Below are 13,445 nucleotides of genomic sequence, written 5' to 3'. Positions count from 1 at the left end.
ATGCAGTGTTTCTGTGTACGCTCGGCGGTGTTCACCACGTCCCATATCTCTTCCAGGGTCATGGCGGCGGGTACCTCGCAGGCCACATGCTTGCCCTGCTCCATGGCGTAGACCATCATCGGGGCATGCTTTTTCCAGTCGGTGGCGATATAGACCAGGTCGATATCATCACGCTGGCAGAGTTCCTTCCAGGCTTCTTCACTGCCGCTGTAGGAGGCGGCACGGGGCAAGCCGGCCTTCTCGAGGATGCCCTGTGCCTTCTCCACCCTGTCTTCGTGCAGGTCGCACAGGGCCACGATCTTCGTTCCCGGGATATGGGTAAAACGCTGTACGGCGCCCGGGCCGCGCATGCCCAGGCCGATAAAGCCGACGCGTACGGTGTCCAGCTTTTCGGTTACCAGCCCCAGTACGTCTTTTTGTCCCGCCGGGCGTCCGGGTACTTCTGTCCGGATGGGTTGGCACTTCTCTCCTTTTCCTTTTGTCCCCTGCGTACCGTTGGTACAGCTGAACAGGAAAATAGTTGCCAGTAATATGGCCAATGTTGTCAGTTGTTTTTGCATAAGAATTTTGAGTAATATAGTAGAAGGCAACCTGATTGTGCCTTCTACTTATTGAATTAAAAGGAACATTTTCGTTAAGCAAGAGCAGAACAAATTTATTTGTTTTGCCGAGCGCAGAAAATGTCTATTGTAAATGAATGTTTTCTAAAACTTTTAGACTATTCAAACGGTTGGAAGAGCAATAGACTTACCCTCAGATCGTTCGGATAATTTAATTGCTTGTCGGATTCTGCGTTAATTGATTACCTGTACCTACGTATGCATTGATTGCATCTTGTGGTATATAGTAGACTACACGGTAATCGATAGGGGCTACCTCTTCCATTGCATTGTGTGGCCCTGGATAATGGCGGGTGAGCGATTTACCGTTGCGGAATACATCATAGCTCCGTTCGGCCTGGAAAGCAAGTTCCAGTTGACGTTCCTTGTCGATCAGCTCATCTGCATTGGCAGCGGTAAATTGAGTGTATCCCTGACCGGGCAATGAACGTTCACGCACAACGTTCAACGCTGCAAGGGCAGTGGTATAATCGCCTGTTTTGGCAGCAGCTTCTGCTTTATTCAGATACATTTCCGCCAACCGGGTGATTATGGGAGAGTGGAGATGGGAGTCTTCCCCTTCGCGTGAGCACTTCACGATATAAAACATAGGATGGGAACGGTTCAGCTTCATCAATCTGTCGATTACACCTGTATAGGTTTTACCATCTTCATAATTGATAGAATAGATACCCTGTTCTGCATCTACCGGTGTCAATGTATAGGTTTTTTCATTGTCTACGCAGGTGATGGTGTTGCCTGATCTTGTAATGGGTGCCTGGATATATGTATAATTGGTCTGTACACCAGCATCGTTGTATAGATTCCTGATAAACCGGAAGACATCTATATCATCATCTGCATACTGTGGTTCGATAAAGGCGGCGCGGGCATCTACTATTTTACCATTTGCCCAGTCATTACGCCCTGTCTCATCAAGTAAGCTCAGATATTTGCCGCTGGCGTACATCTCGCCCCAACCCATTCCTCCGATAACAGCGTACATCCCTCCTACACCGTAGTAGTGATCGTAGCCCGAAAACTCCGCAGCAACACGCTTAATGGCGAAGATGGTCTCACTGTTATTTTCAGGAGTGAACTCGTTATAACGCATAAAATTGTTGCGTGACAACAGTGAATATTCTCCCGAACTGATCACTGCGTCAGCATATTCAATGGCTTTATCAGCGTATTGTACGTTCGGATTTTCATAGGTTCCACTCATATAAAGATAGATACGGGACAATAAGGCTTGTGCTGCCGTTTTGGATGCATATACGGGCCCTTTGTCGATAGTCAGCAAAGTCGTAGCCTTCTCCAAATCGGCAATAGATTGCTTGTAAGTCTCTTCCACTGTAGCACGATCAGGAAAATCTCCGAAAACATTCTCAGGTGTACCATTTACGATGGGAACGCCAAGGTTTTTGTCGGGATTCTGGAAATAGGGCCTTCCATACGCACGGCAGAGATAGAAATACATTAACCCACGAAGGAAATAAGCTTCTCCAATCTGGTTGTCTACTTCGGGACTCTGCCCCTCCTCAATCATCGAAATGATATTGGACGTCTGGGCAATGGCTTTGTAGCTGTTGTCCCAGAATGATTGAAGACGATAATTGTTAGGAGTTCGAGAGTAGGAGATAAATTCATAGAAGGCATCGGTGGATGAACCCCGGATCATGATATTATCACCTGCATATTCACCGCAGCGGTGCATTACGTCCGACCATGTTTTCATTTGTGCATAAGCACCGTTAAGCAGGGTTGAAAGTGATCCGTCGGGATCCTGCTTTATTCTTTCATCCGGCATGGAGCCGTAGGGCAATCTGTCTATATCGCAAGCAGTAAAACCAATTCCTGCGAAAAATAAAATGTATATAACAAATTTCTTCATATGATTATTTTCCTTTAAAATGTTATGTTGATGCCAAATAAGAATTTACGCGTGGTGGGATATACGGTAGTAGTGACACCCACAACTTTAAGTGTGCCATTGTCATCATGTGAAGGCAGTTCAGGATCAATACCTGAGTAGTTGGTAATCGTAAAGAGATTCTCACCGGTAACAAAAAGCCTTACATTGGACAGGTTGTATTGCGGTAACTCGAAATTATATCCTAAGGATAGTGTACGCATTTTGAAATAGGATCCATCTTCCAGATAACGCGATGAAACCTTGTTGGACTGGGATTTGTTCTCATAGACAGCTTTGGGGTGTGTAGCGATATCACCCGGTTTTTGCCAGCGGCTCCATCCTTTCAGCAGGCGCATCTGGTTACGATCGGTATAGGTTCCGTCGGAATCATATTCGGTACGGGTATAGTTGTAAATCTTTCCTCCTACCGAGTAGCCAAAAACAGCATTCATATCGAAGTTCTTCCAGTAAAGACTTGTGGAGAACCCACCGAAGAATTTCGGGGTATAAGCTCCCATTTCTACCTGGTCGGCCTGTTCGTACTTGTCAGTTATTTCCCTTGTTTTATTGCCGTTGGCATCGGTTACGGTTTTGTACCACTGCGGTGCACCATTTTCCGGGTTTACACCTGCCCATTCGGGGAGATACCATGTGTCGGCATCAATTCCTTCACGCAAAATAGTCTGCGCTGAGCCGGCAATATTTACACCGCTACCACCAATGACAGGTGGCACCTGCCCTGTTTCCGGGTCGCGTACACCATAGAGTTCGGTCACTTTGTTGCGATTCAGGCCGATATTGGCATCTATGCTCCAAAGTAAATCCCTGTTTTTGATAATATCTACACTTGCGGTAGCTTCAAAACCTTTGTTCCGTACTGCCCCTATATTACGCCATACACGGGTTACACCCACAACTCCCGGAACCGGAACCTGGTAGAGCAGGTCGCTGGTATTTTTATCATAGTAGTCGAATGTCATCCGTAGACGGTCGAATAAAGCGATGTCGAGTCCCAGACCGGTCGTATATGATTTCTCCCAGGTGAGCCCCTTGTTTCCTATTTGAGAGATCAATGCTCCGGAATTGCCGTTATAGCTTGCGCTGGTAGCTACAGCGTATAAATCGTACTGCGGATACAGAGAGGTCGGGCGGTTTCCTACCGAACCGTAGGCCGCTCTTAGTTTTAGCTCATTTACCACATCACTATTGAAAAATTCTTCCCGATGGATATTCCAGCCGCCACTGATGGAGAAGAAGTTACCATACTTTGCGTTGTCACCGAAGTTGGATGCTCCGTCGCGACGCAGTGAGAGTTGGGCTAAATATTTGTTATCGTAGGCATAGTTGATATTGGAGAAGACAGATTGTACTGCCCATTCAGATATCCCTCCTTTGGTGGATTCAGGCTTGGCAACAACATCGAGTATTTCGAATCCGGGTACAAATCCGGTTCCCCTGGCTGTAATATTTCTTCCTGAATAGTCATTGAATTCGTATGCTAACAGGGCATTGATGGAGTGTTTCCCGAAGTATTTGTTGATACGAAACATTTGGTTGGTATAGCGGCGAGTCATATCGGAGCGGTACTCCTCAATACGTCCGCTAACCCCTTCGCCGGCATTTGAGCGTGGATCGGTATAGTCTTTTGAACTATAATTCTGGTATTTTATGTTGTTGACAGAAGAGAACGTCAGCCAGTCGGTCAATTTTATATCAAAATCGAAATTTCCCATAAACTCATAGGTGAGAGAATTGGAGAAGTTATATTGCAGGTCGTACAAATAATTGGTACTATTGCTGTTTACCCACAGTGGAGATCTATGACCAACGATATTTCCATCCTTATCGTAAGGACTATCCCATGGTAAATTGGAATACATAGCGCTTACTGAATACTGGCGATTGTCGATATCACGTCTCGAACCGGAAAGGAATGGCTTGATGGTAAGCCAGTCGAAAGGGCGGTAATCGGTTTTGTACAACAGGTTATAACGTCTGTAGTCATATCCTTTTACAGCCCCGGTTTCATCGTACACACCTACAGAAATCATTGAACGCATCTTTTCGGTTCCACCGGAAAGAGTTAGGTTATATTCCTGTATAAATCCGTTTTGTGAAGCCAGATCCCACCAGCTGAAATCACTGTCTCTCAGTTCAGGACTCCAACGAGGAAACAAAATTTCCTCCTGGTTACTGAATGACTTGAAGTAATCATACATCTCAGCGCCATTCATCACCTTGAGATTTCCTCTCATCAAATTGCTGACACCTGCTTTGGCAGTAAGATCGATAGTCAGTTTGTCGACTTTGGGGTTTTTGGTGGTGACTACAATCACACCGTTGGCTCCCTGAGAGCCGTAGATAGCGGTGGAAGCGGCATCTTTCAGGATGGTGATCGATTCGATATCGGCAGGGTTCAAAGAACCAGAACTGCTTCCCACGATCACACCGTCGATTACCCAAAGGGGGTCGGTACTACCGTTTACAGTAGATTTACCACGGATTATAATGGTTCCTACCGAACCGGGCTGTCCTGATCCAGGCGCTACATATACACCCGGCGCTTTTGAATTAAGCATGTTTTCGGTGGAAGGAGAAGTAATATTTCTTAATTTCTCGCTGGAGACAGTTTGTAACGAACCCGTTAAACTTTCGCGGCGTTGCACGGTATAACCTACAACCACCAACTCATCAAGTTGCCGAGTGTCTTCTTGCAATATGATATCGACAGAAGTTCTTCCTGCTGTTGGCATTTCCACATCCTGATAGCCGATATAAGAAACCAACAGGACTGCTCCGGCCGGAACATCGAGAGAAAAGTTCCCATCGAAATCGGTCACGGTACCTACTGTAGGATTATTCTTATCCACTATGGTGGCACCGATAACCGGCTCTCCATGAGCATCTACGATATTCCCTTTCACAGTGGTTGTCCTACTCTGATTTGATGTAGAGGGTTGTTGTGCGGCAGCAGTTTTCTCTACCAATGCGATGATGTTGTCGTTTTTGTTATAATCGATATTCGTACCGGCAAGTATTTGCCGCATGGCGTTATCGATGTCGGAATTTGTCAACCGGACAGTGGTGTTTTTTTCCAGTCCCGGAAGTGACTCATTGTAGAAGAACCTGTAATTACTGGCGCGTTCAATCGCTTTCAATGCTTCTACTAATGGTTGGTTCTGTACATTGACAGTAATTTGCGAAAAGACCTGACTTGCCACGAACCACAAAAGCAAGAACAGCATAGGTTTCGCTGATAGGCGTTTTTCCCGGAATAAAATTTTCCTCATAGATAATTAATTTAATAAAAAGTTTGAAAAATGGGCGTTTTCTGCTATGGCAGAGGATAAACTAGTTCATCATCTGCTTATTTAGCTTAATAAAACGTAGTTTTGAATAATCGGAACAGATAAAATTCCTTTATTCTCTCTGTTATATTATACAAGAGAATATAAAAACTCCGCTAATCGATTAATACTTGTTGTGTTTATTTAACAATTTAGGAATTGTGTTGTTGGGTTCCGTCGCTGAAAAAGAGGTTGTGAAGTATTTATTATAAGATGCCAAAAAATGGGACAATATTAGTCCCTGTAATACAATTCAATGGTTGTGCCGTTCATTTCGTAATGCATGGGAGAGGTTAGTGAGAGTATATCTAAGGTATTACGGATACTATTGCTGCCTAGTGTTCCGGAAAAACGAATAGAACGCAATTCATCGGATACGAAACGGATATCGACGTTAAATACGCGTGACAAGGTGTTGGCAATTTCTTCAAATGAACGGTTCTGGAAGTAGAGATTTCCGTTTTTCCATTCTACGAAATCGGAAGCATGGACCCAATCGGTTGTGAGAGTCTGGTTTCTTTTATTGTATAGCGCACGTTCATTTTCTTCAAGAATACACTCTTGTCCATAGGCGGTTACTTTTACCTTTCCTTCCAGTAATATGGAGGAAAATATCTGTTCATCGTCATAGGCGCTCACATTGAAAGAGGTTCCTAATGCCTGGATGTCCATCTCTCTTGTTTTTACGGTAAACGGATGTTGGGTGTCTTTTACCACTTCGAAATAGGCTTCGCCTGTGAGGTACACATTGCGTTCTCTGCGATTGAAGGTTTCATTATAGGAAAGTGATGATTCGGAATTGAGCCATACCCTGCTCCCGTCGGCGAGGGTAATCGCCGCTTTTTCTCCCTTGTCGGCAGTAACAGTTATAAGGGCTGCATTATCCTCTAAATTAGTAGTCATTAGAAAATAAACAGAAAGGGCTGAGATGACAGGTAACAGAATCACTGCCGCCCAACGTAATGTTTTTCTCCATGCCGCATATGTGAAAAGAGAGTTCCTTTTTGGGGAAATGGAGGCGTGGATAGAGGCAAAGAGACGTTTTGACGTTTCTTTATCGATTTCAGGATCAGCATTGATCAACTCATTGTCTAAAATAACCTGGATCTGTCTGTTGTTTCGGAGTATTCCCGCGAGCAATTGCAGTTCCGACTCCGAAATCTCGTTTCGTAGGTATTTTTCAAAAAGATCTATGTATTGATTGTCCTCCATTATTTTTTCCATGTATTATGAATACAGTTTATAGCTGGCTTTCCTCTAATCTCCTTCTTGTTAATTATGTTAAATTAATGATAGCAGACATAGGAGAAACAGTTTGTCGTAATTCTTTTCGAACTGTTTTCGTATAAATTTTGTCGCCAGTGAAAGTTGTGTTTCCACCGTACTTATAGATATATGCATCATCTGGGCGATCTCCTTCGTCGATAATTCTTCCTTCCTGCTCAATATGAAAATCTTCTTGCGTGATGGAGGTAATTGTTCAATCAATTCATCCACATAATTTTCAAGCCATTTCCGGTCGGTTTCTTTTTCTGTAATAGTATCATAGGCAGGTTGTTCTGTCAACAGGAATTGCTGGTACAGAAATTCTACTGTCTGGCGTTGATATTTATTGAACAGGGTATTCTTGGCAATGGTAGAGAGATAAGACAATATTGATTTTCTTGTATCGATTTGTTCCCGTACTTCCCATAATTTGATGAATGTGGCTTGTACGATCTCTTCCGCCATGTATCGGTCGCCATGTGAAATTGCCATAATGAAGTTATAAAGCTTTCCGGAATATTGATTGTAAATATTCTCGAAAGCTTTATCCGACCCGTTACTCAATGCTCTGAGTTCTTTTACTTCATCAAACATATCAGTTTCTTTTATTCCCAACCGTAGATCATTCGCATTGCCTTCATCTACACATCATCAAATCGTCACATCGTTAAATTAATCTCATATCCCCATGCTTTCCCTTTTTCTGTTGCAGGTACACCTTTTGTCATCCAGACCGGGGCTGGATCACCTTTTAGATAATGGTCGAAGAACTGCTGCAGTCGGATAGAGAGATCTTTTGCATTGCGGCGTTCTTTCAGATTATGTGCTTCGTTATTGTATTGCAGCATCCAGACGGGTTTTCCCAGGCGGCGCAATGCCATGAAGTATTCGATACCCTGATACCAGGGAACAGCTCCGTCTTTGTCATTATGCATGATCAGTAAGGGAGTGTTGACCTTTTCGGTATAAAAAACGGGTGAGTTCTCGATATAGAGATGGAGTGAATCACTCATAGGCACTCCGATACGCGATTGGGTTTGCTCATACTGGAACTGGCGGCTGCGTCCTGATTCCCAGCGAATCCCACCATAGGCACTGGTCATATTCGATACCGGAGCACCTGCTCCGGCTGCTTTAAACATATCAGTTCTTGTCACTAAATAAGCGACCTGATATCCGCCCCAGCTTTGTCCTTGTATGGCCATATTCTCTTTGTTCACCCAACTGTTCCCGGCCAGCGCCTCTGCTCCCGCTACCACCGAATTGTATGCGTCTATCCCCGGTTGACCTGTCGTATAGTGGATATCGGGTGTGAAAACAATGTATCCGCGACTTACGAAGAAAGGAATATTAATCGTGGATCGACTGGGCGCCGGAGCAAAGTAGCTGTAAAGATTATCGGAATGCTGCTCGTAAAAATAGATCATTACCGGATATTTTTTTGTGGGATTAAAATCTTCAGGTTTGTACACAATGCCCTGGTGTGGTACGCCGGTAAGTGAAGTCCAGGAAAAGAGTTCGGCTGTTCCCCAGTTATAATCACGCATTTGCGGATTAATATCGGTCACCTTTTCGGCCGATTGCCAGAGATTATGGGTGACGTACAGGTCGGGTGAAGTATTGAAATTACTCTTCTGGAACGCATACACCTCTTTATCCTTCGCCCTGGCAATCCCTGAGAATGAGAAGGTATCCATCGTTCTTTTTTTTAGCGGGTTGCGTCCTTTTTGTGCGAGAGTATAGTAACCGGATTGTTTGGTTGTTCTTTCAAAAGCCGATAGGAGAAGCAGGTCGCCGGCCTCGATAAATCGTTTTTCCGGATCGGTATTCACATAACGGAATGTGATGGAATCGTTCCGTCCGGTATGGCCGGTGATATTCTCGGGTCTCTTCTTCCCTTTTGGATCAATTTTCCAAATGTCGAATGCGTCGTTGACAAGGATATACTCGTCATTTTCCATCCATGCTGCAGTTCCGTAGGAACCGGGATTAGCGGGGACGTCGTTCTTTTCATCCCAGAAGTTGACGGTAATATCCCCGGTAATATTCCTGGTAGATATATCACGGTTATCATACACGAACCACTGACGTTCGGCAGCATCCCACCAGTAGACAAAATTTCCCTGTGGCGAGATCATGGGCCTTCCCGGCAGGGGAGTGGCAACGGTTTGTAGTTGTCCTGTGCGGGAGTCCCACACCCAGGTATCGTTTTTGGAAGAGATATCCCACTGACTTTCGAGTTGATAAGGTTCATTAGACCAAAGCAATGCAAAACGGCCGTTTCCCTCATCCGAAATATTACAGAAAGGCATCTCTTCATTGGCGATGGGGATAAACCTATTCGGTTGGTTGGGAAGGATTATTCCCGTATAAGTTTGGCGTTGTTTGTTTTTTAATTCTACTAATTGTTGAGGCTGGATCAACGGTTCCTGCCAGTGCCAGATGTCGAGCACAGCTGTTTCGAAATCGACAATGGTGGTATCTTTCGGTGCTTGTTGCGGAGCAGCTCCAGGGATAATCCGTTCTCCATTCTTGCTGAATCTGGGAGCAGAAAATTCACTAAAAATCCATTTTTCGGGAAGACCTGAAATATTTCTGTCGGCCAGGATAATGGCAGAATCGTTTCCGTTCCGGAAATAGCGGACGTCGAACACTTTTTGTTCTATTTTCGAGGTATCCTTTGTGGCCAGATAAATGAGCTGTTCCCCATTTTCATCAAAAGCGAGCGATTTATATTCAGCTTTTTCATTGGATATACGCGTTGAGGTATTCTTCTTCAGGTCGTAAAATAAGACGCCGGGTGTACCGGTAGAGTCTTTTTTATCCGGTTCGATGATAACAGCCAGTGAGTTGCCGGATTTGCTGAACAGGTGTTCTTTTGCATTGCGGATAGTATCCTCGTGTTGTGTTGCAATATTCCGGATTACCAGCAGTTCTTTCGGTTTGGTCAGTTTATTCTTTTCTACAGTAGTATCAGATTTTTGCGTGATGGTGTAAGCTATATGCGAAATCGTCTTTTCCCCTGTTTTGAATGATTTGACAGCCGTTATTTTTTCAATCCGGAATGAGTCATTATAGATAATAGCTAATGAGTCTTCAGGCAGATCTTCCGCTTTTTTCTTTTTGATCCGTGCTTCCCGTCTTTCAGCAAACGGTGCCTTTATTAATCCTACCGTATATTTCCCGTCTGTAGACAGCGTGTATTTGTTTACTCCTTTGAGTGTCAGGCTTTGGTTGTTCTTCAGGTCACGGACGAAAAGAACGCTGTCGCCTTCCTGTGGACTGATAATGGCGCCTAAAAAACTGCCGTCATCACTTATAGTAATGTGCTGGAGACTTTTCCAGTCGTCATATACGGAGTGGTCGAGCGGTTTTTTCTGAGAATGGAGAACAGTTATTGAAAAAAGAAAACAGACAGAAATAAGAACGCCTTTGTACATATTGTGTTTAAATTTTAAAAGGATGTCGACACCCCTTTTATGAAGGGGTGGAAATGTTTATAAACAAAAATACAATTTTTTTCGACAAATCAATTTTCATTTGTCATGTTTTACCCAGATAAGTTCCTCAGTTTTAACTCCAATTTCTTTTGCTTTCCGGATATAATCTTTTCGTATGTCTTCAGGGATTGTTCTTTCACGGGAAAGTATCCACATGTATTTCGGGCTTTTACCGATGACGAGGGCATATCTGTAGTCTTTATCCAATGCAGCTACATTATATCCGGCATAAAACGGCCCAAAGAACGATACCTTGAGTTTGGCGATATCGGGTGACTCCACGAATTTTGCTTTCCCTATAGCCTCTTTCCATTCTTTTTTTACGTAATTATAACCACGGTTTACCACTTCTATAGTTCCATCCTCGTTCATGGAGTATTCCGCAGTTGTATTGTTCAGGTCTCTCTCGAATTTAAAATCCAACCGGGCTATTTCGTACCATTTCCCAAGATATTTGTCCGCATCGAAAGGCGATACGGCTTGTACTTCTTTCGGTATTGTTGTACATGCTCCTGAAAAGAGAAGAGCCAGCATGAATAGCATGGCGCCTGTAACAATTTTCCATTGGGTAATATTTACTTGCGGGTGTACAACAAATCTTTGTTTTTTATCGGTATATCGACTATGTTTGGTGCGGAGGATTCCTTCCATGAAAAATGTAAATTGCATAATTCAGAATTTTAAAATGTGGAGTTCAGAAATAAGATGTCAGAACTTAGAATACAGAACTCATAATTGAGAACCTGGAGATTTTGAATATAAAATCCAAAGATATTGAATCTGAATTAATAATTGCCGTAGTCAAAATCTACATAGTCAAATCTTAAATCTGAAAAGTAAACAACGAAAATACAAGAAATCTTTCTTTTCCACAAACTTTGAAATCAATGTTGCTGAATTATGTTATATTTCTAGAATACAGGATGCGTTTCGGACAAGCTCAAACAAGTTTGGCCTTTCTCCCGGCTTTTATTATATTTGCATATCTGTATTTTGATTTATCTTTTGTTATATAATTAATGAATTGATTTATTATGCGTAAAAAATCGGTGTTACTCCTTTTATTTGTCTCTGTTTTATGTTTTACACTTTCAGCACAGCAGAACGATTATGTCAAACCTTCGCTGAGTGATGAGGATTCGTGGAGCCTCATCCTTCTTCCCGATGTGCAGACCTATATGAAATTCGATTACAATCAGCCGATTTTGGATCTGATGCTTGCCTGGGTCTCCAATAATGCGGAAACGTTGAATACCAAAATGGTGTTGTGCACCGGAGACCTGGTGGAGCAGAACGACCTGTTCAATCCCAATGGCAGGGTTGCAAACCAGACAAGTGTATCCCAGTGGGAGGCTGTATCTTCGGCTTTCGGGCGTTTAGACGGACAACTGCCCTATATCCTGACCATCGGTAATCACGATTATGGTATTGTGAATGCGGAAAACCGTTATACTCATTTCGATAAATATTTTCCGTCTAATAAGAACCGGTTGAATCAGCAGATGCTCCGTGAGGTGGGAATGAATGCTGAAGGAAGACCTACACTGGCAAATGCAGCTTACGAGTTTGTCAGTCCGCATGGAAGGAAGTTTCTGGTACTCGTACTGGAATTTGCACCGCGTGACGAAGCACTGGAATGGGCAAAGGGTATAATTGAAAAAGAGCAGTATATGGATCATACCGTGATCCTCCTCACGCATTCCTATATGGATAGTAACAACAAGCATATCGTGCATGAGAATTATAAGATTCCCGATCCGAACTACGGGGAAGCCGTATGGCAGAAATTAGTGCAACCCTCGAAGAATATCCAGATGGTTTTTGCCGGTCATATTGGAATTCCCGATGATCCGAAAGGCCACATCGCTTTCAGGGTAGATGAAAATGCAGGAGGAAAAAAGGTGAGCCAGATGGTGTTCAACGCCCAGGCCCTTGGTGGAGGGTGGCATGGTAACGGTGGCGACGGCTGGCTGCGTATCCTTGAGTTTTTACCGGACGGAAAAACTATAAAGGTAAAGACTTTCTCGCCTCTGTTCGCTATTTCCCCCACTACACAGAAATATGCCTGGAGAGTTGAACCTCATGATGAATTTACCTTTGAGTTGGATTGATAAAAAATTATATTCCTCAGGAATTATTTGGTTTCAACCAGTTTAAAATGATAATACTCTGTTAACCATGCGATAGTATCGGATGGGAGCGTCATATCCTGTAAATTCCTGAAACGTGCATTCTTATGAAAGAACTCATTCATCCGGGCTTCTTCATGGTAACGCCAATAACCGTAAGCACCGATATGAGAGTATGGATTCCAGTCTGTTTTCCGCCCGTCATAGTGAATAAAGTAGTGTGCCCTGTTCATTATAAAGGTTGAGTCTCCTACAAAAAATCCCCAGTACAGCATGCCATCGGCACTATATTTGAGCGTGTCGGAGGAGATAGTAAGTTCTTGACTTATCGACGAATATTGATGCTTCAGATATATACTGTCATTCTTGGTATCTACAACCAATGTATCGTAGTATGGTTGGCCCAATGAGCTATATTCTCCCCAGAAATGGGATGCATTGTCTATACTGTACGGAATTTTCTGACCCTCCGGACCGACATATACATTGAAATCTTTTGTCTCATGTTGATTTGTATATACATAAGTGAAGATTTGCGGTTCGACTTCAGGGGCTGGAGTGTCAATAGGTTCTTTCTCGCAGCTTAGAAGAGTAAAGCATACAAAAAGTGATAAGTAAACTACTTTGGTTGATTTCATTTGTACTTTGACGCTAGTCGTTACTTTCAGAAAAGAGATAAGTAACCTTCA

The 13,445-nt window shown here is 43.4% G+C and carries 9 protein-coding genes; 1 reads left to right on the top strand and 8 read right to left on the bottom strand.

Going from position 1 to position 13,445, the window contains the following annotated elements:
* The 7 genes from F597_RS20470 to F597_RS0109210 all read right to left on the bottom strand — a co-directional run.
* Nucleotides 1-560, bottom strand: a 560-nt coding sequence (locus tag F597_RS20470) for a Gfo/Idh/MocA family protein (protein WP_019539451.1), incomplete at its 3' end; no start/stop codon positions are given.
* A gap of 211 nt (nt 561-771) precedes the next feature.
* Complete coding sequence (locus F597_RS0109235) at nt 772-2,493, bottom strand: RagB/SusD family nutrient uptake outer membrane protein (protein ID WP_019539450.1); 1,722 nt, start codon at nt 2,491-2,493, stop codon at nt 772-774.
* 14 nt (nt 2,494-2,507) lie between these two features.
* Nucleotides 2,508-5,804, bottom strand: coding sequence for a TonB-dependent receptor (locus F597_RS0109230; RefSeq protein WP_026327310.1), 3,297 nt, complete (start codon nt 5,802-5,804; stop codon nt 2,508-2,510).
* A 291-nt stretch (nt 5,805-6,095) separates the two neighbouring features.
* On the bottom strand, nt 6,096-7,085 hold the full coding sequence (locus tag F597_RS0109225; protein ID WP_245542015.1) for a FecR family protein: 990 nt from the start codon (nt 7,083-7,085) through the stop codon (nt 6,096-6,098).
* 57 nt (nt 7,086-7,142) lie between these two features.
* Nucleotides 7,143-7,721, bottom strand: a complete 579-nt coding sequence (locus F597_RS0109220) for an RNA polymerase sigma-70 factor (RefSeq protein WP_019539447.1) — start codon at nt 7,719-7,721, stop codon at nt 7,143-7,145.
* Between the two features lie 65 nt (nt 7,722-7,786).
* Nucleotides 7,787-10,567, bottom strand: a complete 2,781-nt coding sequence (locus F597_RS0109215) for an alpha/beta hydrolase family protein (RefSeq protein WP_019539446.1) — start codon at nt 10,565-10,567, stop codon at nt 7,787-7,789.
* A gap of 96 nt (nt 10,568-10,663) precedes the next feature.
* Entirely contained in the window at nt 10,664-11,296 is a 633-nt protein-coding gene (locus F597_RS0109210; RefSeq protein ID WP_245542014.1) for a lipocalin family protein, read from the bottom strand.
* Between the two features lie 365 nt (nt 11,297-11,661).
* Here F597_RS0109210 and F597_RS0109205 point away from each other — a divergent pair, with 365 nt between their 5' ends.
* The gene (locus F597_RS0109205; protein ID WP_019539444.1) at nt 11,662-12,738 is read left to right on the top strand and encodes a metallophosphoesterase; all 1,077 of its coding nucleotides are present in this window, start codon (nt 11,662-11,664) and stop codon (nt 12,736-12,738) included.
* 23 nt (nt 12,739-12,761) lie between these two features.
* Here the strand turns inward: F597_RS0109205 and F597_RS0109200 are convergent, their stop codons facing one another.
* Nucleotides 12,762-13,394, bottom strand: coding sequence for a hypothetical protein (locus tag F597_RS0109200; protein ID WP_019539443.1), 633 nt, complete (start codon nt 13,392-13,394; stop codon nt 12,762-12,764).
* Between the last annotated feature and the right edge of the window lie 51 nt (nt 13,395-13,445).

It is taken from the genome of Proteiniphilum acetatigenes DSM 18083 (assembly GCF_000380985.1).
GTDB classification, from domain to species: domain Bacteria; phylum Bacteroidota; class Bacteroidia; order Bacteroidales; family Dysgonomonadaceae; genus Proteiniphilum; species Proteiniphilum acetatigenes.
This window is presented reverse-complemented; position numbering and strand designations above follow the sequence as displayed.

What these genes read in the sequence shown, in the direction of transcription:
- F597_RS0109235 (WP_019539450.1), bottom strand. Translation starts at nt 2,493, where the DNA reads ATGAAGAAATTTGTTATATACATTTTATTTTTCGCAGGAATTGGTTTT.
- F597_RS0109230 (WP_026327310.1), bottom strand. Translation starts at nt 5,804, where the DNA reads ATGAGGAAAATTTTATTCCGGGAAAAACGCCTATCAGCGAAACCTATG.
- F597_RS0109225 (WP_245542015.1), bottom strand. Translation starts at nt 7,085, where the DNA reads ATGGAAAAAATAATGGAGGACAATCAATACATAGATCTTTTTGAAAAA.
- F597_RS0109220 (WP_019539447.1), bottom strand. Translation starts at nt 7,721, where the DNA reads ATGTTTGATGAAGTAAAAGAACTCAGAGCATTGAGTAACGGGTCGGAT.
- F597_RS0109215 (WP_019539446.1), bottom strand. Translation starts at nt 10,567, where the DNA reads ATGTACAAAGGCGTTCTTATTTCTGTCTGTTTTCTTTTTTCAATAACT.
- F597_RS0109210 (WP_245542014.1), bottom strand. Translation starts at nt 11,296, where the DNA reads ATGCAATTTACATTTTTCATGGAAGGAATCCTCCGCACCAAACATAGT.
- F597_RS0109205 (WP_019539444.1), top strand. Translation starts at nt 11,662, where the DNA reads ATGCGTAAAAAATCGGTGTTACTCCTTTTATTTGTCTCTGTTTTATGT.
- F597_RS0109200 (WP_019539443.1), bottom strand. Translation starts at nt 13,394, where the DNA reads ATGAAATCAACCAAAGTAGTTTACTTATCACTTTTTGTATGCTTTACT.